Annotated in this window: 15 protein-coding genes, 1 tRNA gene and 2 pseudogenes; 9 read left to right on the top strand and 9 right to left on the bottom strand. The window is 67.6% G+C overall.

What is annotated here, in order from left to right; all coding sequences use genetic code 11:
* Positions 1–18: 18 nt before the first annotated feature.
* From nuoL to NVV99_RS14625, 5 genes are all read left to right on the top strand, one after another.
* Positions 19–1,911, top strand: coding sequence for an NADH-quinone oxidoreductase subunit L (gene nuoL / locus NVV99_RS14605; RefSeq protein WP_024101193.1), 1,893 nt, complete (start codon positions 19–21; stop codon positions 1,909–1,911).
* A 13-nt stretch (positions 1,912–1,924) separates the two neighbouring features.
* Complete coding sequence (locus NVV99_RS14610) at positions 1,925–3,616, top strand: NADH-quinone oxidoreductase subunit M (RefSeq protein ID WP_024101192.1); 1,692 nt, start codon at positions 1,925–1,927, stop codon at positions 3,614–3,616.
* A complete protein-coding gene (nuoN, locus tag NVV99_RS14615; RefSeq protein WP_024101191.1) occupies positions 3,613–5,217 on the top strand; it encodes an NADH-quinone oxidoreductase subunit NuoN in 1,605 nt (534 codons plus the stop codon). Before NVV99_RS14610 ends, nuoN begins: the two co-directional genes overlap by 4 nt.
* Before the next feature lie 66 nt (positions 5,218–5,283).
* Positions 5,284–5,805: a peptide-methionine (S)-S-oxide reductase MsrA gene (msrA, locus tag NVV99_RS14620; protein WP_024101190.1), complete on the top strand. Its 522-nt coding sequence runs from the start codon at positions 5,284–5,286 to the stop codon at positions 5,803–5,805.
* An 85-nt stretch (positions 5,806–5,890) separates the two neighbouring features.
* Positions 5,891–6,031, top strand: a complete 141-nt coding sequence (locus tag NVV99_RS14625) for a hypothetical protein (RefSeq protein ID WP_162273084.1) — start codon at positions 5,891–5,893, stop codon at positions 6,029–6,031.
* A gap of 93 nt (positions 6,032–6,124) precedes the next feature.
* On the opposite strand, the pseudogene NVV99_RS14630 reads toward NVV99_RS14625, so the two are convergent.
* The 3 genes and pseudogenes from NVV99_RS14630 to NVV99_RS14640 all read right to left on the bottom strand — a co-directional run bounded on the left by NVV99_RS14630 (position 6,125) and on the right by NVV99_RS14640 (position 9,493).
* Positions 6,125–6,999 (bottom strand): annotated as a pseudogene (locus tag NVV99_RS14630) (cyclopropane mycolic acid synthase family methyltransferase).
* 179 nt (positions 7,000–7,178) lie between these two features.
* Positions 7,179–8,591, bottom strand: coding sequence for a wax ester/triacylglycerol synthase family O-acyltransferase (locus NVV99_RS14635; RefSeq protein WP_024101188.1), 1,413 nt, complete (start codon positions 8,589–8,591; stop codon positions 7,179–7,181).
* Positions 8,592–8,953: 362 nt separating this feature from the next.
* Complete coding sequence (locus tag NVV99_RS14640; protein ID WP_024101187.1) at positions 8,954–9,493, bottom strand: potassium channel family protein; 540 nt, start codon at positions 9,491–9,493, stop codon at positions 8,954–8,956.
* A gap of 129 nt (positions 9,494–9,622) precedes the next feature.
* Between NVV99_RS14640 and ppsA the strand changes: the two genes are divergently transcribed.
* Positions 9,623–11,908 (top strand): phosphoenolpyruvate synthase, encoded by a 2,286-nt coding sequence (gene ppsA / locus NVV99_RS14645; protein ID WP_024101186.1) that lies wholly within the window; start codon positions 9,623–9,625, stop codon positions 11,906–11,908.
* A 37-nt stretch (positions 11,909–11,945) separates the two neighbouring features.
* On the opposite strand, the pseudogene NVV99_RS14650 reads toward ppsA, so the two are convergent.
* Positions 11,946–12,753: pseudogene (locus NVV99_RS14650) on the bottom strand (universal stress protein).
* 237 nt (positions 12,754–12,990) lie between these two features.
* On the opposite strand from NVV99_RS14650, the gene NVV99_RS14655 reads away from it, so the two are divergent.
* The gene (locus tag NVV99_RS14655; protein ID WP_006554024.1) at positions 12,991–13,530 is read left to right on the top strand and encodes a flavodoxin domain-containing protein; all 540 of its coding nucleotides are present in this window, start codon (positions 12,991–12,993) and stop codon (positions 13,528–13,530) included.
* On the opposite strand, the gene NVV99_RS14660 is transcribed toward NVV99_RS14655, so the two are convergent.
* On the bottom strand, positions 13,521–15,005 hold the full coding sequence (locus NVV99_RS14660; protein ID WP_024101185.1) for a DUF4389 domain-containing protein: 1,485 nt from the start codon (positions 15,003–15,005) through the stop codon (positions 13,521–13,523). The two genes, NVV99_RS14655 and NVV99_RS14660, sit on opposite strands and share 10 nt — an antisense overlap.
* Before the next feature lie 142 nt (positions 15,006–15,147).
* Positions 15,148–15,720: a hypothetical protein gene (locus NVV99_RS14665; RefSeq protein ID WP_041803385.1), complete on the bottom strand. Its 573-nt coding sequence runs from the start codon at positions 15,718–15,720 to the stop codon at positions 15,148–15,150.
* 137 nt (positions 15,721–15,857) lie between these two features.
* On the opposite strand from NVV99_RS14665, the gene NVV99_RS14670 reads away from it, so the two are divergent.
* A complete protein-coding gene (locus NVV99_RS14670) occupies positions 15,858–16,730 on the top strand; it encodes a hypothetical protein (protein WP_024101183.1) in 873 nt (290 codons plus the stop codon).
* Positions 16,731–16,742: 12 nt separating this feature from the next.
* On the opposite strand, the gene lexA is transcribed toward NVV99_RS14670, so the two are convergent.
* From lexA to NVV99_RS14685, 3 genes are all read right to left on the bottom strand, one after another.
* Positions 16,743–17,405, bottom strand: a complete 663-nt coding sequence (gene lexA, locus NVV99_RS14675) for a transcriptional repressor LexA (RefSeq protein ID WP_041803384.1) — start codon at positions 17,403–17,405, stop codon at positions 16,743–16,745.
* Positions 17,406–17,419: 14 nt separating this feature from the next.
* A complete protein-coding gene (locus NVV99_RS14680) occupies positions 17,420–17,953 on the bottom strand; it encodes a hypothetical protein (RefSeq protein WP_019289675.1) in 534 nt (177 codons plus the stop codon).
* A gap of 79 nt (positions 17,954–18,032) precedes the next feature.
* Positions 18,033–18,109: transfer RNA gene (locus NVV99_RS14685), tRNA-Leu, on the bottom strand.
* Between the two features lie 107 nt (positions 18,110–18,216).
* Between NVV99_RS14685 and NVV99_RS14690 the strand changes: the two genes are divergently transcribed.
* The gene (locus NVV99_RS14690; RefSeq protein WP_006554018.1) at positions 18,217–18,831 is read left to right on the top strand and encodes an ANTAR domain-containing response regulator; all 615 of its coding nucleotides are present in this window, start codon (positions 18,217–18,219) and stop codon (positions 18,829–18,831) included.
* Positions 18,832–18,964 lie beyond the last annotated feature (133 nt).

Raw genomic sequence — 18,964 nt, forward strand, 5'->3', positions numbered from 1 at the left:
ACCGAGAGGACACGCGACATGACGTCGTTCCTGAACTCGGCGCTGTGGACGATACCGGCGCTGCCCCTGGCCGGCGCGTTCGTACTGCTGCTCCTCGGGCGTGGCAGCGACCGCTGGGGACATCTGCTCGGATGCGCTACGGCGATCGCCTCCTTCGTCGTCGGCGTCGTCATGTTCGCCGGACTGCTCGGACTCGACGCGAGCGAGAGACTCGCACAGCAGACCGTGTTCACCTGGGTGCCGGTCGGAGAACTGCAGGTCGATCTCGGACTGCGGCTCGACGCGCTGTCGATCTGCTTCGTACTGCTCATCACCGGCGTGGGCTCGCTGATCCACCTCTATTCGATCGGCTACATGGCGCACGATCCGGAGCGCCGGAAGTTCTTCGCCTATCTCAACCTGTTCCTCGCGGCGATGCTGGTGCTCGTCCTCGCCGACAACTTTCTCGTCCTGTACCTCGGGTGGGAGGGCGTCGGTCTCGCCTCGTACCTGCTCATCGGCTTCTGGCAGTACAAGCCCACCGCCGCGACCGCCGCGAAGAAGGCGTTCGTCGTCAACCGCGTCGGCGACATGGGGTTGCTCATCGCTCTCATGATCATGTTCGCGACCTTCGGCAGCCTCGACTACGACACGGTCTTCGCCTCGGTCCCCGCCGCGACCGAAGGCACGGTGACGGCGATCGGCCTGTGTCTGCTCCTGGCCGCGTGCGCGAAATCCGCTCAGCTGCCGCTGCAGTCGTGGCTCGGCGACGCCATGGAGGGCCCCACCCCCGTCTCCGCGCTCATCCACGCCGCGACCATGGTCACCGCCGGTGTCTACCTCGTGGTCCGCGCGAACGCGATCTTCGACGCCGCACCGGCCGCGCGACTCGCGGTGGTGATCGTCGGCGCAGCGACGCTGCTCTTCGGCGCGATCATCGGCTGCGCCAAGGACGACATCAAGAAGGCGCTCGCGGCATCGACGATGAGCCAGATCGGCTATATGGTGCTCGCCGCCGGTCTCGGTCCCGCCGGGTACGCCTTCGCGATCCTGCACCTGCTCACCCACGGCTTCTTCAAGGCCGGACTGTTCCTCGGCGCCGGCTCGGTGATGCACGCGATGAACGACGAGACCGACATGCGCCGCTACGGCGGACTGCGCGCGGTCATGCCGATCACCTTCGCCACCTTCGGGCTGGGGTACCTCGCCATCATCGGGATCCCGCCGTTCGCCGGCTTCTTCTCCAAGGACAAGATCATCGAGGTGGCCTTCGCCGCCGGCGGTGTCGAAGGCATCGTGCTCGGTGTCGTCGCGCTGCTCGGTGCGGGACTGACCGCCTTCTACATGACCCGCGTGATGATCCTGACCTTCTTCGGCGACCGGCGATGGGCGCCCAACGCCGTCCCGCACGAGTCGCCGGCCTCGATGACCTGGCCGATGATCGCTCTCGCCGTGGGCTCGGTCGGTGCCGGCGGTCTGCTGGTGTTCGGTGGCGCGTTGCAGCACTGGCTCGAACCCGTCGTCGGCTACGACCATCACGAAGGTGGTTTGCCCGTCTGGCTCGTCACCACCGTCACGCTGGCGGTCGTGCTCGCCGGTGTCGCCGTCGCCTACCGGCAGTACGTGCGCGCACCGGTCCCGGCGACGGCACCCGAAGCGGTGTCGGCGCTGACCGTCGCCGCGCGTCGCGACCTCTACGGCGACGCCGTGAACGAAGCGGTGTTCATGCGTCCCGGTCAGGGTCTGGTGCGCGCCCTGGACGGCGTGGAGTCCACCGGCATCGACGGCTCGGTCACCGGCGCCGCCACCGGGATCGGTGCGCTCTCGCGCGGACTGCGCCGGCTGCAGACCGGCTTCGTCCGTTCGTACGCGTTGTACATGTTCGCCGGCGCGACCGTCGTGGTCGGCGCGCTCGTCCTGGTGACGCTGTGATGGGGGTGTACTGGTGACCACCGTTCCCTGGTTGACGATCCTGTGGGTGCTCCCGCTGCTCGGCGCCGCCGCGATCGCGGCCCTGCCCGCACGCCTCGGTTCCGCCACCCGGTCGATCGCCCTGACGGTGTCGATCGCCGTTCTGGTGGTCGCGGTGATCGTTGCCGTCGGATTCGACCGCGCGGGAGAGCGTTTCCAGTTCGTCGAATCGCACGACTGGATCCCCTCGTTCGGCGCCGGCTACCGGCTCGGCGTCGACGGCATCGCCCTGGTGCTGGTCCTGTTGACCGCCGCGCTCGTGCCGTTGCTCCTGGTCGCCGGATGGCACGATCACCGCGCCGCCGACGAGGAGGCCGGCGCGGCCCGCCCACGCTCCGCGCACACCTATGTGGCGCTGATCCTGCTCGTCGAGTCGATGGTGCTCGTGTCGTTCACCGCCCTCGACATCCTGCTGTTCTACGTCTTCTTCGAGGCGATGCTCGTCCCGATGTACTTCCTCATCGGCGGGTTCGGTTCGCCGGGGACACCGCGTGCCGACCGGGCACGAGCCGCCGTGAAGTTCCTGCTGTACAACCTGCTCGGCGGACTGGTGATGCTCGCCGCGTTGATCGGCCTGTACGTGGTCACCGCCCGATCCGGGCTGGGGGAGACCGCGGGAGTGGGCACCTTCGACGTCCGGACCGTCACCGCCGCCGCCGTCGCCGGTGATCTCGACGCAACCCCCGCCGTGCTCGCCGCACTGTGTTTCGGTTTCCTCGTCGCCTTCGCGGTGAAGGCTCCACTGTGGCCGCTGCACGGGTGGCTACCCGACGCGGCGGTGCGGACCACGCCGGTCGCGGCGGTGCTCATGATGGCAGTGGTCGACAAAGTCGGCACCTTCGGCATGCTGCGCTACTGCCTGCAGCTCTTCCCCGACGCCTCGGTGACCTTCGCGCCGGTCGTGGTGACTCTCGCCGTCATCGGCATCGTCTACGGCGCGGTGCTCGCGATCGGTCAGACCGACGTGATGCGCCTGATCGCCTACACCTCCATCTCGCACTTCGGGTTCATCGTCCTCGGCATCTTCGCGCTGACCTCGCAGGGGCAGGCCGGCTCGACGCTGTACATGGTCAACCACGGGATCTCCACGGCCGCACTGTTCCTCATTGCCGGTTTCCTCGTCTCGCGGCGCGGAGACCGCACCATCGCCGCCTATGGCGGGGTGCAGAAGGTCGCTCCGGTCCTCGCCGGAACCTTCCTCGTCGCCGGACTGGCGACCCTGTCCCTGCCCGGGCTCGCGCCGTTCGTCAGCGAGTTCCTCGTCTTCGTCGGCACCTATCCGCGCTACCAGGTGGCTGCGGTGATCGCGACACTCGCGCTCGTGCTGTCCGCGCTCTACGTGCTGTGGCTCTACCAGCGCATGATGGGCGGACCCGTGCGCCTGCCCGGTGGGGACGACGGTGACGACGGGAACGGCGGTGCCGAACACGCCCGCAGGCTCTCCGATCTCGTGCCTCGTGAGGTCGCGGTGGTCGCGCCGCTGATCGCGTTGCTGCTCGTTCTGGGGATCTATCCGAAACCCGCGCTCGATGTCATCACCCCGGCGGTCGACGACACGCTCGTCTCGATCGACATCTCCCGGCCCGAACCGGTGGTGCCCGCCGAGCGACCCGTCGCCGAGAGCGGTGTTCCCGCGCACGGTTCCGAGGAAGGTGAAGCCGAATGAACCCCTCCGAGGGCATCGTCGTTCTAGCCGCATCAATTCCCGCCCCGGCGATCGACTACGGACTGATCGCACCGATCCTCATCGTCTTCGCCGCCGCCGTCGTCGGTGTGCTGATCGAGTCGTTCGCGCCGACCTCGGCACGCTACCTCGCCCACGTGCTCCTGACGACGGGTGCGCTCGTGGCGGCGTTCGTCGTTGTGGTGATGCTCGCGGGAACCCGTGCGACCACCCTGTCGGGGGCGGTCGTGATCGACGGACCGGCGCTGTTCCTGCAGGGATCGGTCCTGATCGTGGCGGTGCTGTCGGTTGCGCTCGTCGCGGAACGGAGTATCGAACAGGTTCGCGCGCAATCAGTTTCCCGCGCCGCGGCCGGTGCGCATCTCGACGCTTTCGCGCCCCAGGCGTCGGCGATTCCGGGTACCGCGGCCGAACGGCAGGCGTTCGCGGCGGGCGGCGCACGGACCGAGGTCTTCCCGCTCCTGCTGTTCGCGGTGGGCGGGATGCTCGTGTTCCCGGCCTCGAACGACCTGCTGACGATGTTCGTCGCGCTCGAAGTGCTGTCGCTGCCGCTGTACCTGCTGTGCGGTCTGGCGCGGCGCCGGCGGTTGCTCTCCCAGGAAGCAGCACTGAAGTACTTCCTGCTGGGCGCGTTCTCGTCGGCGTTCTTCCTATACGGCGTGGCGATGCTCTACGGCTACGCCGGGACCGTCCACCTCGGCGGGATCGCCCTGGCCATCGACACCGGCGCGGGCAGCGAGACCACCGCGCTCGTCGGGGTGGGTCTGCTGGCCGTCGGGTTGCTCTTCAAGATCGGAGCGGTGCCCTTCCATTCGTGGACGCCGGACGTCTATCAGGGCGCGCCGACGCCCGTGACGGCGTTCATGGCCGCCGCGACCAAGATCGCCGCATTCGGCGCACTGCTGCGAGTGCTCTACGTCGCGGTTCCCGGTTCCGCCGACCAGTGGCGTCCGATCCTGTGGGCCGTCGCGATCGCGACGATGATCGTCGGTGCGGTTCTGGCGGTGACGCAGAACGACATCAAGCGCATGCTCGCGTACTCGGCGATCAGCCATACCGGATTCGTTCTCACCGGTGTCGTGGCCGGCACCGCGTCCGGGGTGTCGTCGACGCTGTTCTATCTGCTCGTCTACGGGATCGGGACGGTCGGTGTGTTCGCCGTGGTGACGCTGGTGCGCGACCCGGACGGCGAGACGTGGGAACTGTCGCGCTGGGCCGGTGTCGGGCGGCGCTCACCGTTGCTCGGCGGGGCGTTCGCGCTGTTCCTGCTGTCGCTGGCGGGCATTCCGCTCACCAGCGGGTTCATCGCGAAGTTCGCGGTCTTCGGTGCGGCGATCGAGGGCGGTGCGGCTCCGCTCGTGATCGTCGGTGTGCTGGTCAGTGCGGTCGCCGCCTACTTCTACGTGCGGGTGATCGTGCTGATGTTCTTCACCGACCCGACCGACGACGCCCCGCGGCTCGTGACCTCGACCGTGGCGACGAGCGCGGCGATCGCGTTCGCGGCGGTGGCGACGGTGCTGCTCGGCATCCTGCCGCAACCCGTCCTCGACCTCGCCGAACGGGCGGCGGTGTTCGTGCTCTGACCACGAGCGGGCGCGGGCAGGGAATGTCGCGACCGTCGTATCGGTTCCACCTCCCGAGGAGGCGTAATGACCGATACACGGAACGCGATTCTGGCAGGCGGATGCTTCTGGGGTATGGAGGAGCTGATCCGGAGACAGCCCGGGGTGGTGTCGACGCGGGTCGGCTACACCGGTGGGCAGAACGATCACCCTACCTACCGCAACCATCCGGGGCACGCGGAGTCCGTCGAGATCGTCTACGACCCCGCACGGACCGACTACCGGGCGCTGCTCGAGTTCTTCTTCCAGATCCACGATCCGACCACCCCGAACCGGCAGGGCAACGACGTCGGGGCGTCCTACCGTTCTGCGATCTTCTACCTCGACGACGAGCAGAAGCAGGTCGCGGTGGACACCATCGCCGACGTCGAGGCGTCGGGTCTGTGGCCCGGCACGGTGGTCACCGAGGTGACTCCCGCGAGCACCTTCTGGGAGGCCGAACCCGAGCACCAGGACTATCTCCAGCACTACCCGAACGGGTACACCTGCCACTTCCCGCGGCCGGACTGGAAGCTGCCGAACAGTCGCATCGCCGACGCGGCGAACTGAATCACGCGCACGGGTGGTTCCTTCCGCGGATCCGTATCGTGGAGGTACAGGTTGTGACGCCACTGCGGAGGAGTGCTCGATGGGAATGTTCGGCAAAGCTATGAAGAGCGCCGCCGTGGTCAAGGCGATCCAGGTCGCCCGACGCGAAGCGGCCAAGCCCGAGAATCAGCGCAAGGCCAAGGAGATGCTCGCCAAGCTGCAGCAGAAGCGCCGCGGCTCGCACTGATCTGCCCCTCGCTGATCCGTTGTCCACCCGGGCAGCGGATCGGCGTGCAGGCTCACCGGTTTCGTTGTGCCGCCGGTCCCTCGGGACCGAGCCTCAGCGGTGCTGCTGCTTCACGAGGGTGAACTGCTGGACGTCGATGAGGCGACGTCGGAAATTCGCGGCGCACCCGGTGAGGTACCTATGTATCGCTGGTAGACCTCCTCGGAGGCCATCCGCACCGCGTCGTTGCGCCGCGCCTCGAGGGCTCGCGCCCACAGGTCGAGCGTGCGAGCGTAGTGAGGTTGCAGGGACTCGATGTTCTGCACCCAGAAGCTGTTGCGTTGTGCGCCGGTGATGACCAGATCCCGGTCGGGGAGCTGTCCTCCGGGGAAGATTTCCCTCATGATGAACCGCAGGAACAGTACGTCCTCGCGGGTGACCGGCCCCTTCATCGCCTCGAACTGGGCGCGGGAATGACCCACGATGGTGTGCAGCAGCATCCTGCCGTCGCTGGGCAGGATGCGCGAGGCGCGGTCGAAGAAAGTGTCGTACCGCTGTCGGCGGAAATGCTCGAACGCTCCGATGCTGACGATGCGGTCCACCGGCTCGTCGAACTCCTCCCAGCCTTGTAGACGCACTTCCGCGGTACGGGCTCCGGAGGACATGCCCGAAAGCAGACCGGACACGTGTTCGTACTGGTTGCGGCTCAACGTCAGACCGATGACGTGCACGTCGTATCGCTCCGCCGCCCGCATCATCGTCGAGCCCCAACCGCAACCGATATCCAGCAGCGTCATCCCGGGCCGGAGATCGCACTTACGGAGAGCAAGATCGACTTTCGCGATCCGAGCTTCCTCGAGGCTCATGTCGTCGCATTCGAAGTAGACGCAACTGTACGTGCGCGTGGGGTCGAGGAACAGTTCGAAGAAGTCGTCGGACAGGTCGTAGTGGGTCTGGACCTTCTCGTAGAACGGCGTCAGTTGCTGCATTCGGACCTACTCTCCGCGAGGAGTGGGACGCGAGTTCCGGTGCGGGGCGTCGGTGCGTCCCGGCGATACGCCGCTATCGGTCGATAGTGCTCCGACAGAGCGCCTTCTCACACGGGAACGGCGATTCCTGGGGCAGATGTCCGACTCGGGCACCGGCGTGCTGCCGTTATTCCGTGGTGTCAGCCCGCACGGAGGGATGTCTCGTCGGCGACCGGCACGATGTCGAACGCGTCCTCCAGCTCTCCGAGGGCGGTATCGAAGTGGTCGAGAAGAGGCTGCAGCTGCGGCAGGCTGCGACTGCACGAGGTCAGGCCGAAAGCGATCGCGTCGTCGGTGCTCGTGCACGTGATGTTCAGTGCCTGACCGTCGACCGGCACGGACAGTGGATACACCGCATCCACGCGAGCGCCGTTCCAGTACAACGGATCCGGAGCTCCCGGCACGTTCGAGACGATGACGTTGAAGGGCGGTCGCGGGAGTGCACGATTGCGGGTGAGGATCCCCACCGCCAGAGGCGCGACGCCGAGTGCACTGGCCGCCAACCGGGACAGGGAGGACATCCCCTGCATGGAGGTCTTGCCCTGCGTCGTCGATGCCGACACCCGGGCCAGCCGGTCGGCCGGATCGGCGAGATCCGTACCCATATCAGCCATCAGGACACCGAGTTCGTTTCCGGCGCAATCTTTGTCGGGTCGCAGGCACATCGGGACCATGGCCACGAGCGACTTGTCGGGCAACGCCTCCTGCTCGCTCAGGAAGGCGCGCAGTGCTCCCGACGACATGGCCAGCACGACATCGTTGACGGTCGCGTCGGCCGCTCTCGACACAGCACGCAGGCGGGTCAGCGGCCACGAGCGCGCGGCAAACCGGCGCGTCCCCGAGATCGGCACGTTGATCATGGTGTTCGGCGCGGCGAGCGACAGCGATCCGCCACCGCCGCGCAGCGCCCTGTTCACGGTGCCGGCCAGCGCGGGCACGAAGCCGGTGACCTCGGACGTCGCCGTCCGCACCGCCTGCATCGCGGCTTCGGGAAGATCTAGCGCGGTCCCGGACGAGTGGGAGCGGCTCGGCGCGTCGAAGAGCGACCACGGTGCCGGCATGTCGGTCTGCTCGGAGTCCGGACTCAGGGCGCGGCGCAGCAACTTCATCGCGCCCACGCCGTCGGCGAGGGCATGGTGGATCTTCGTGTAAACGGCGAGCCGGCCGTCCGCGAGACCCTCGATGACATGCATCTGCCACAACGGCCGGCTCCGGTCGAGCAGCGTACTGTGCAGCCGGGAGACGAGATCCCACAGTTCGTCGAGCCCGCCGGGCTGCGGCAACGCGTTGCGTCGTACGTGGTAGCTCAGGTCCAATTCCGCGTCCTCTTCCCACGCCCACTGGCCGAAGGTGCCCAGGGAGCGGACCGCGCGCTTACGCCACAGCGGGGCGACCTCACCGTTCTGTGTGGCGGCGGTGAACAGTGCCCCGAGATCCGCGGCGCTCGTACCGTCCTGGGGACTCAGAAGGATCAGTCCGCCCACATGCATCGGATGATCACGGGACTCCCCGAGAATGAACATCGAATCGGTGGGCGACATGGGTGGACGCATCAGCACGTTTCCTCCGCCCGGTACGCCGGGCAGTTCGTGACGAGGCCCCCTGCTGCCCCGTCGACATGTGCGTCAAACCATGACCCCCATCACAAGTTTATGACGCGACACAACTACTACGCGATACCGGGCCATATCGCCAAGTCCGGACGCCCGATTTCCCGCCGAAGTGAGAATTGTTGTCCGATTTGCGAACTCCGAGGCGCTTTCGCGGTCCACATGACGCTGTCGACGACGGTTCCCATTCAGCATCTCGGCCCTCCGACATCTGCCAGTGGACGTCGAGTCCTTTCAAGGATCACCCCGCGCAGCGGTTGGGGAATACCCGGACGCCGAATCGCGTAGGTCGATCCCGTGATCGGTCACTCCTCGTCCCCGCGATTGCGACGACGCCACTGCACGGCGGCCGTGAGCAATCGGATCCCGAGAGCCAGGAAGACCAGATTTGCGATCATCTGCACCGACACGACGGCTCGCGCGGTCTCGGTTACAGCGGAGATGTCCCCGAATCCCACCGTGGAGAAGACCGTCAGACAGAAGTACAGGGCATCGACGCGGGACAGTGGTTCGGTGAAGTTGTCCTGATGCGCCACGGACATGCGGAGGTAAAGGGTTGCGAAGACCACGAGATAGGCGGACACGATCGTGGTGAGTGCCTCGACGGCCTGGACCGCCGGGTACTCGGACGCGAGAATCCTGCGGATCTGCCACCAGCCGACCATCAGGACCGCAGTGCCACCACCGACGAGGGTCAGGACCTCGGACGTGCTGCGGACATGCTCGACCGGAATCACGAAGTAAACGCTGACCAGCACGAAGGCGGTGAGCGTCGGACGCGCTATCGCGGTCAGGATCAACCGTTTCCGCTCCCGCGGATCAGGTGTGCGCGGAGGATCGGCCACGGTCGTCCCCGTCCCGGAATGATGACCTTTGCCCCTACGGTATCGATCGGGCCGGGGCGACGATGGGAAGACCGAGTATCCGATCCGGCCCGGAAGGTCGACGCGGGCGGGGAGTGTGGGGAGTCGTCGATGACCGAACACGAACTGTGGGTCCGACCGATCGCGAAGGTGGGCGCCGCCGACGCGCCGACCGTCGGTGGCAAGTCCGCGAACCTCGGAGAGCTCACCCGCGCAGGCTTTCCGGTACCGCCGGCGTTCGCCGTCACCACCGCCGCCTATCTCGACGCGATGGACGCAGCCGGCATCCGATCCCGACTGGCCGCCGAGGCCGTGCCCGACCCCGATATCGACGACGCCACCCTCATCCGTACCTCCGCGGAACTCGCCGCCCTGGTGACGGGTTCGACCGTCCCGGCCGGGATGCGCGCGGCGATCGTCTCCGCCTACGAGAGCCTCGGTCCCGACGCGCCGGTTGCAGTGCGGTCGTCGGCTCCCGCGGAGGACGCCTCCGACACATCGTTCGCCGGGATCCACGAGTCGTACACGAACGTCATCGGTCCGGACGCGGTGATCCGCGCGGTGCAGGCGTGCTGGGCCTCGTTGTGGTCCGAACGCGCCCGCACCTACCGAGGGTTGCGCGGGGTGACCGACGAGCCGTCCATCGCGGTGGTGGTCCAGGTGATGGTGAAGTCCGAATTGTCGGGCGTGGCCTTCACGGCCGACCCGCGCACGGGCGAACTCGATCGCATCGTCATCGAGGCAGCTCTCGGTCTCGGAGAGGTCGTCGTCGGCGGGCAGGTCGAACCCGACACCTATGTCGTCGCGAAGGACGGCCTCGAGGTGCTCGACGTGCATCTCGGTCATCAGGAGTTCCGCATCACCTCCACCGACAGCGGGGACAGTCGCGTCGCCGTCGATCCCACGCGCCGCACCCGAGTGCTCGACGACGATCAGCTCCTGCGCGTCGCGCGCCTGGCCGCCGGAGTCGAGGAGCACTACGGGCGCCCCCAGGACCTCGAGTTCGCGTTCGCGGACGACGAGTTGTGGATCGTGCAGACCCGCCCGATCACCACGCTCGATCAACCGGCGGCGCCCGCCCCGTCCGGAAACGGCGAGGCACAAGCGTTGCTGACCGGTCTCGGTGCCGGCCCCGGGACGGCGACCGGCCGAGTGCGGGTGCTCCACGAACTGGTCGACGGGAAGAAGCTGAGCGACGGCGAGATCATCGTGGCGCCGATGACCAGACCCGACTGGTTGCCGATTCTGCGCCGCGCCGGCGGCATCGTCACCGACGGTGGTGGTATCACCTGCCACGCGGCCATCGTCGGACGCGAACTCGGCAAGCCCGTCGTGGTCGGTGCACGTACCGCCACCAAGGATCTGAAGGACGGGCAACTGATCACCGTCGACGGCAACGCCGGTGTGGTGTTCGACGGCGCAGTCCACACGGCGGAACGGCCCGTCGCGACGGGATCCGCGTCTGCAGCGTCGGCCGTAGCCGCCGAAACCGTTACGGCCACAGCGGTCTACGTCAATCTCGCGACTGCGGATGCCGCGGAGGCGGTCGCCGCGACCGATGTCGACGGCGTCGGTCTGCTCCGTGCCGAGTTCATGATCACCGAAGCACTCGCGGGCGAACACCCTTCGCACATGATCGCGCAGGGACGCCGCGACGAGTACGTGGAGAAGATGGCGGGTGGCCTGGCGCGGATCGCGGCGGCATTCGCCCCGCGTCCGGTCGTATACCGTGCGATCGACCTGCGCAGCAACGAATTCGCCGATCTCGAGGGTGGGGAGGTCGAACCCCACGAAGAGAACCCGATGATCGGTTACCGCGGGTGCTTCCGGTACATCCGGGATCCGGAACTGTTCTCCTTGGATCTCGATGTGCTGCACCGGGTTCGGCGCACACACCCGAACGTGCATCTGATGATCCCGTTCGTGCGCACCCGCTGGGAGCTGCGGGACTGCCTCGCCCAACTCGACCGGCATCCGCTCGGTTCCGACCAGCGCATGCAGCGCTGGATCATGGCCGAGGTCCCGTCGGTCGTCTACTGGTTGCCGGAATACGCGAAGCTCGGCATCCACGGCGTGTCCATCGGAACCAACGACCTCACGCAGTTGATGCTCGGCGTGGACCGGGACTCGGAGGTGTGCAAGGACCTGTTCGACACCCTCGACCCCGCGGTGCTCGACGCGATCGACCACATCATCGAACGGGCCTCGGCCGCGGGACTGACGACGTCGTTGTGCGGTCAGGCCGTGTCGACGAGCACCGACCTCGCCGAGCATCTCGTGCGGCGCGGCATCACCTCCGTGTCGGTCGCGCCCGACGCCGCGGCGCAGACGAGACGGACGGTGGCGCGAGCGGAACAACGCATCCTGCTCGACCGCGCCCGGCGCGCCGGGGCATGACTGGCGGGGAACCGTCCTTCGTCAGGGGCGCCGCGCACTACGGGACAACCATCACGGGCCAGGTCACCGTGTACAGCAGCGCCCGTGTGGTGGATCCCAGCATCAGGTTCGGGAACCCGCCTCGACCACGACGGCCGAGAACGAGCAACTGCGCATCGGCAGCGTGCGATGCCAGATAGTGGGAGGGCTGGTCCAGCACCACCACCGGGTGCACCCGCACGTCGGGGAACTCCTCGCCGTGCCCGGCGAGACTCTCGGACAACAGTGCCCGCTCCTTGTTCTCCACGCTGTCCCACTCGATCCGGAATCGGAACGGACCGCGCACATCGAGGTCGGACCACGCGTGGGCTGCCACCACGTCGGTGCCGCGCAGCGAGGCCTCCTCGAACGCGGCGGACACCGCGCACACTGTGCTCCGAACCGTCGACGCCGACGACCACCGGACGCGTGACCACCGCTCGGCTGACCGAACCGAATCGCTCCCAGCCGAACCGGTTGTCCCCGGCCCCGACCACGACCATCGACGCCGACTTCGATCGGTCCACCAGTTCGAGCGACGGAGAATCGGTGCACAGGTGGGTCTCGATGTCGAGCTCATCCTCGGGCACCGCGCGGCGCGCGTATCCGGCGGCATCGAGGAGCATGTCGCGTCCCTCGGATCCCTCCTGCTCGAAGAATCCGGCGGGCATGCCGATCGGGACACCGAACGTGTTGCGGACCGACACGATGGTGACCAGCGACAACCGGAGCCGGCACCGTTCCGCCTCGCGAGCTGCCCAGACCACGGCCTGCAGGGACGCTCTCGATCCGTCCACTCCGGCGACGATGGGGTGGTGTGCTGTCATCACGATCTCCTCGGTGCCTGTCCGAGCTGCGGGCACGGCCGTTTCGGGCCCTGCTTTTTCCGGGATCCTGCGGTTTCGGGACCCTGCCAGCACACGCTCGGACCGGTCGGTCGCACAAGAGTCGACGGTCCCGACCTGCCCGCAGGAAGTGACCGAAGACCCTCACGTGCCGTGCACGCCGCTTCTCACACTGGAGACTGCATCCGGCGCAATCACCCACTGCCGAAAGGCCCCGCCATGTCCGTCCTGATCGGCTACGCGACCGCTCGAGGGTCGACGCGGGGAATCGCCGAACGCATCGCTGCGGGACTGGAAAGCCGCGGTGCCGTGGAACTGCGCGCGCTCGGCGATGTCGCGTCGGTACGAACGTACGAGGCGCTGATCGTCGGAAGTGCGATCCACAACGGGCAGTGGCTCCCCGAGGCTTCCGATGCGATCTATCGGCTGGGCACCGAATCGGAAGGGCGACCGGTGTGGGCGTTCTCCGTCTCGTCGATCGGAGCGACCAGCACGATTCTCTCGCCCCGGGTGGCGGCATATCTGCGACGGGTCACGCCGGAACCTCGGGCGGTGCAGAACCTCCGTTCGATCACCGATGTGCGTGATCACCGTTTCTTCGCCGGTGCCATCGCTTCGGGCGACTGGGCCGGAATCGGGCGGATCGTATTCCGGCTGATGGGCGGACACTACGGCGATGCCCGGGACTGGGTCGACGTCGACGCGTGGACGGAGAGGATCCGGGAAGGCCTCATCGATATACCGCGTGATCAGGGCTGACCGGTGCCGGTCGGGCCGGCCGGGGGAGTGACGGAGACCTGCTCGATCGGCTCGCGCGCGCCCTGGTCCAGACGGAAGGGCGGGTATTCGTCGCGCATCAGTGCCGCATACGCCCACACACGGTACAGCCACCGGTTGATGCCCATGACGAAGTCGAACAGCGATCGCGGATAGTTGCCGGTGAACAGCAGCACGATCGCGGCGAACAACACCAGCACGCCCAGCAGCGATCCGAAGGCCCACATGCCGTTCCCGGTAGCACCGTCGCTGCCGTCGCCGGCCGCGATACCGAGGGTCCACCCGCCCAGCCATCCTCCGGCCAGCACGGCCAGTACGACGTAATGGGGGATCGCGAGCAACCACCACTTGATCAGGACGAGCCCACGGGAGAGCCGTTCCGGATACTCGACGTCGAAGTCGGCCGGGTAATCGGTGCGGTGCAGGCCGAACGGCGGGTACCTGTCGGTGGCCAGCGCCGAATAGGTGTAGAAGGCGACGCGCCAGGTCCACCGCAGCACGCCGACGTCGAAGTCGAACAGTGCGCGCGGATAACGACCGGTGAACAGGATCACGATCCCGGCCGCGAAGGTCGCCACGACGAACGCGATGTGCAGGAAGAACAGCACGAGGAAATGGGGGATCGCCAGCAGCCATTTCACCAGCCACAGCCACCGCGACAACGGTTCGTCGAGATCGCCGCGCAGATGCACCGGATAGGGCACCGCCGCCGGGTGCGAAGGTGCGGTGACCGGAGTGGCGCCGGTAGCGGGAGCGGACACCGGACCGGGCGGCGGAGGCCCGTGCCGACCGAGTCCGACCGCGCCGGCGAACAGCAGAGGGACACCGACGGCGAGAAGAACCAGACCGAGGATCAGCAGGGCGAGCACGGCCGGTCCGAGCAGGTCGATGTGGATCCCGGCGCGCACGTCCACGCCGATCCCTGCGGATGCGTCGGCGTTCATCACCACCACGGTCCATGTGCCGTCGCGCAGATCCCATTCCACTTGCTGGGTGCCGGTCCCTTCCGCTGATGCGACCCAGAACTGTTGCGCGTAAGGAGCAGCCGGGGTGTCGCCCCCGGGAACGTCACGGTAGGTGACCTCGAACGGCTCGAACCGCAGATCGGTCACGACGGTGTGGGCGACCCCTGAGAGATAGGCCTCGACCTCCCCGACGGGAGCGATCCCGACGAACACCGCCGATGCGGGATCGAGTGCGGTGGCCTGCACCAGAAGCCGGCCGATGTCCTCACTGCGCAGACCCGTGGGGCTCTGATCGTCGGTGACGAGGTCGAGACGTTCGGAGACCAACGCGTGCGTCTGCGTCCGAAGGGTCCCCTCGGGACCGGTGATGAAACCGTCGGCGCGCTGGACGACGAAGAACCACCCCAGAATGAGCGCTCCGACCGCGGCAGCGCCTCCGAGGAGCACGAGCAGAATACCGACGACCAGCATGACCACTTTGCCGACGTTCATCGATCCGTCCTCCGCGCACCGTGACGATCACCGAGTCGCTACGGGAGGGTGCTCGTAGAACGATTGTGGCAGCTCGATCGGTCTTTGTCGGCGTCAATCGAGCATTACGGGGTATCGAGAACTTCCTCGGCCGATCGAGCGATCAGCGAAGGCCGAAGGACGGACTCTCCTCGCGCCGCCGCGCGACGATGTCGTCGAACGCGTCGATCAGCCCCTCGGGATACCAGCGGGGACTCGTGTCGGCGGTGGTGGCGACGAGCAGCAACTGGTGTTCGCGTGCGTCCACGGCTACCCGGGCGAGCCGGGTGCGCCCCTCGTCGTCGAGCGCCGCGACCGTCGCGGCGAGATCGGCGACGAGCAACACGCGCGGGGGGTCGACGACCGGCGAATCGAGTTCGGCGACCACGTCGGTGATCTGATCGGTGGTGGTGGCCCAGCAACACGGCCCCGTGGGGAGCGAGGCGGAGCCACCGAGCCAGCGATGACGACGGTGCGGATCGATGACCACCAGGTCGTGGGTGCCGCCGGTCAGTGTCGTCATCGCGATCAGGTCGAGCGACACGCTGGGCGACGAGCGGCGCTCGTCGCGTCGGATCAGCAGGTGCCGTCCGGCGGACAGATCCCACGAGACGGGCGTGCCGTCGTTGTCGCGCCCGAACGGGATCGTCGTCCGGCACGCGATCACCCGGGAGCCCGGTCCGCGAGCGGGGCGCACCGGGACAGACGATCGGCACGGTCGACGAGTGGGCGGAGTGGCGGGCATCGGCATGGTGGATCCGTTTCGTGTCGCTGGTTCCGGAGCGATCCTCGGACGACCGAACTGTAGAGGCGGGCACCGACAGGAACGGCCGCGTGCAGGTCGCGGCCGTCACTGCTCGTCCGCTTCGGGGTAACCGCCCGATTGCGACAGCCCTCGCCGTAACCGCCCTCACCGCCCTCGGCGGTCACATCGCCTCCGCAGCGCCCGTGCCGATCGTGGACGACACCGGCGCGATCGCTGCTCCGAGCAGTACCCAGATCTCGTTCGCGCACAACCCGACCGGTCTGCGCGCCGACACTGCGAACGAGCACGAGTCCCGCGCCGACGTGTCGATCGTCAAGATGTATCCGGCCGAGTACGTTCTCACCTACGTCGATCCTGCGGATCACGCCGACGCGACGGAGATGATCCGGTCGTCGAACGACGCGATCGCGGACCGCCTGCACGCGGAATACCCCCAGGCGATCTCGTCGACCGCGGCGGAGTTCGGGCTCACCGACACCCACGTGCCCGGCTACTGGGGTGTGGGCACCACGTCGACGCACGACATGGTCACCTATCGCGAGACGAAGAAGCGCACTGATCCCGGTTCGCCGGTGCTCGCCGCGATGGCCACGGCCTACGACACTGCGGTCGACGGATATCCGCAGGACTACGGCACGGCGCTGATCGCCGGAGTGATCGGCACGAAGCGGGGTTGGAGCGACGACCGCTCGTTCCACGCCTCCGACTCGTTCGGTCCCGATTTCTCGGTCGCGGCGTCGACCTACGGATCGGCAGGGACGCTCTCGGAGCACGTCCTCGGCGCGTTCACCGAAAGGGTCCCACCCGGACCGGAGACCGGTCCTTCTCTGCAGGATTGCCCGCCGCTGTGCCGGCTCGCCGGCGATCCGCTTCTCGGGCCGCCCGCGCAGGATCTCCTCGACGGGTTGCCGCCGGTCGTCACCGATCCGATCTGCGGCTGATCCCGGTAGGCATCAGATGCGGCGCATAACGGACACGACGGTGCCCAGCACCACCGCCTCGTCGCCGTCGAGGACGGGATAGGCGGAATTCCGGGGTTCGAGGTGGACGTGGCCGCCTCGGCGCCGGTACACCTTGACCGTCGCCTCGCCGTCGATCATCGCCGCGACGATCTGACCGGAGTGGGCCTCGTGCTGCCGCCGAACCACCACTGTGTCGCCGTCGCAGATCGCCGCGTCGACCATCGAGTCGCCTCGCACGCGAAGCGCGAAGACCGTGCCGGAGCCGACCAGATCGCGGGGGAGGGTGAGCAGGTCGTCGGTGTGCTCCTCGGCGAGAATCGGTGCGCCCGCGGCGATGTCGCCGACGACCGGCACGGTCACGGTGTCGTCGGATGCGCGTTCACCGCCGGACGAGCCGAGGAAGGGGCGCACGTCGAGTTGGCGCGCCACAGCGGTGCCGCGGCGGAGGAAACCCTTGTCCGCGAGGCTCTTCAGATGCTTCGAGACCGTCGACGTCGAGCGCAGACCCACCGAATCGGCGATCTGCCGGGTGCTCGGCGACGATCCCTGCGCAACGATCCAGTCGCGGATCGCGGCCAGGATCTGCTGCTGGCGCAGCGGCAGGGACGCGGGGTCGAGGCCCCCGAACATGTCGAACTCGTCGTAACCGGTCACCCGGAGAATCGTAGCTACGCGGTCTCCGCCAGGTCCGGGGGAGTGCCTGCGGAGGAGCTCTGCCCGTTCTGCAGCTGTTCCATGGCCCGTCGCTCCCGCAGCGCCCGGATGAGCTGCCGCTCCTGCAACTCCGCCGGATCGGCGGACAGGCCGGGAATCGAGAATCCGACCAGGGCACCTGCCAGCAGCGCGAGCGCCACCCGCGCCGAGTCGCCCTCCCGGATGCCCAGGACGAGTTCCACGAACACGAGCGCTCCGACGGCGACGAACACCACTGCGATCAGGGCCAGGATCCGGCGGATCCTGGGCTTCGGACGCGATCCCGGCGCCAACGGCATCGACTGGGCCGCGAGCTGCCACAACCGGGCATCGACGCTCTCCCGCAGGGGGCGCTTCCGGAACTCGTCGCCGAGTCCGTTGTAGATGGCCAGATCGGCTGCGATCCGGGTCCGGAGGTTTCGACGGGACAGCTCGCGCGACAGACGTGCGGCCGCCCACGACACCACCCCGGTGACGAGTGCAACGACGACGGGAACCCAGATACTCACGCCGGAACATTACGACAGCGGAGCCGGAATCGGCGGGATGCGGAAGGCGTGCTCCGGCCGTGTGGCGCGAACCGAAAAGTGGTGCCCCCGGTGAGACTCGAACTCACACTGGACGGGTTTTGAATCCGTTTCCTCTGCCAATTGGGATACGGGGGCGTTGCGGACACCACTGTAGAGGATCGGGCGAAGCGGGCGCGCACCGGTACCCTTCTTACGTTCCACCCTGCACCGGGGACCGCCAGTACCGAGGGGAAGGCCCGACCATGACCTCCGCGCCGCACGACAGCACACCAACTCCTCGTCGGGTCGTCGTAGCGGAAGACGAGGCCCTGATCAGGCTCGATCTCGTCGAAATGCTGCGCGAGGAGGGCTACGAGGTGGTCGGTGAGGCCGGCGACGGACAGCGTGCCGTCGAACTCGCCGAGGAACTCCGGCCCGACCTGGTGATCATGGACGTCAAGATGCCGCGCCGCGACGGCATCGACGCCGCTTCGGAGATCGCACAGCGGCGCATCGCCCCTGTGGTCATTCTCACAGCCTTCAGTCAGCGCGAACTCGTCGAACGCGCCCGCGACGCAGGCGCCATGGCGTATCTCGTCAAGCCGTTCTCGAAGAGCGATCTCGTGCCCGCCATCGAGGTGGCCGTCAGCCGCTTCTCCGAGCTGCGCGAGCTCGAGCGGGAGGTGCAAGGGCTCAACGAGCGATTCGAGACCCGCAAGCTCGTCGACCGGGCCAAGGGGCTGCTCATGGAGAAGCATGCGATGACCGAACCGGAGGCGTTCCGCTGGATCCAGCGCGCCGCGATGGACCGCCGCACCACCATGAAGCAGGTCGCGGTGGTCGTCCTCGAGACCCTCGGAAGCGACACCGCCGGCTAGCCGCGCGAACCGGTTTCGGGTGCTCACGGCGCCCGACGCGTTACCGCCACATCAAATCTCCGCCCCGCAGATAACGGTCGTATCACAAGGATTTCGGCCGGGTTCGCGGGGTGCTTCCGACCGCTATGTTTCG

The organism is Rhodococcus sp. PAE-6, from assembly GCF_025290685.1.
GTDB lineage: Bacteria > Actinomycetota > Actinomycetes > Mycobacteriales > Mycobacteriaceae > Rhodococcus > Rhodococcus pyridinivorans.

What these genes read in the sequence shown, in the direction of transcription:
- nuoL (WP_024101193.1), top strand. Translation starts at nt 19, where the DNA reads ATGACGTCGTTCCTGAACTCGGCGCTGTGGACGATACCGGCGCTGCCC.
- ppsA (WP_024101186.1), top strand. Translation starts at nt 9,623, where the DNA reads ATGACCGAACACGAACTGTGGGTCCGACCGATCGCGAAGGTGGGCGCC.
- nuoN (WP_024101191.1), top strand. Translation starts at nt 3,613, where the DNA reads ATGAACCCCTCCGAGGGCATCGTCGTTCTAGCCGCATCAATTCCCGCC.
- NVV99_RS14635 (WP_024101188.1), bottom strand. Translation starts at nt 8,591, where the DNA reads ATGCGTCCACCCATGTCGCCCACCGATTCGATGTTCATTCTCGGGGAG.
- NVV99_RS14655 (WP_006554024.1), top strand. Translation starts at nt 12,991, where the DNA reads ATGTCCGTCCTGATCGGCTACGCGACCGCTCGAGGGTCGACGCGGGGA.
- NVV99_RS14660 (WP_024101185.1), bottom strand. Translation starts at nt 15,005, where the DNA reads ATGAACGTCGGCAAAGTGGTCATGCTGGTCGTCGGTATTCTGCTCGTG.
- msrA (WP_024101190.1), top strand. Translation starts at nt 5,284, where the DNA reads ATGACCGATACACGGAACGCGATTCTGGCAGGCGGATGCTTCTGGGGT.
- NVV99_RS14690 (WP_006554018.1), top strand. Translation starts at nt 18,217, where the DNA reads ATGACCTCCGCGCCGCACGACAGCACACCAACTCCTCGTCGGGTCGTC.
- NVV99_RS14625 (WP_162273084.1), top strand. Translation starts at nt 5,891, where the DNA reads ATGTTCGGCAAAGCTATGAAGAGCGCCGCCGTGGTCAAGGCGATCCAG.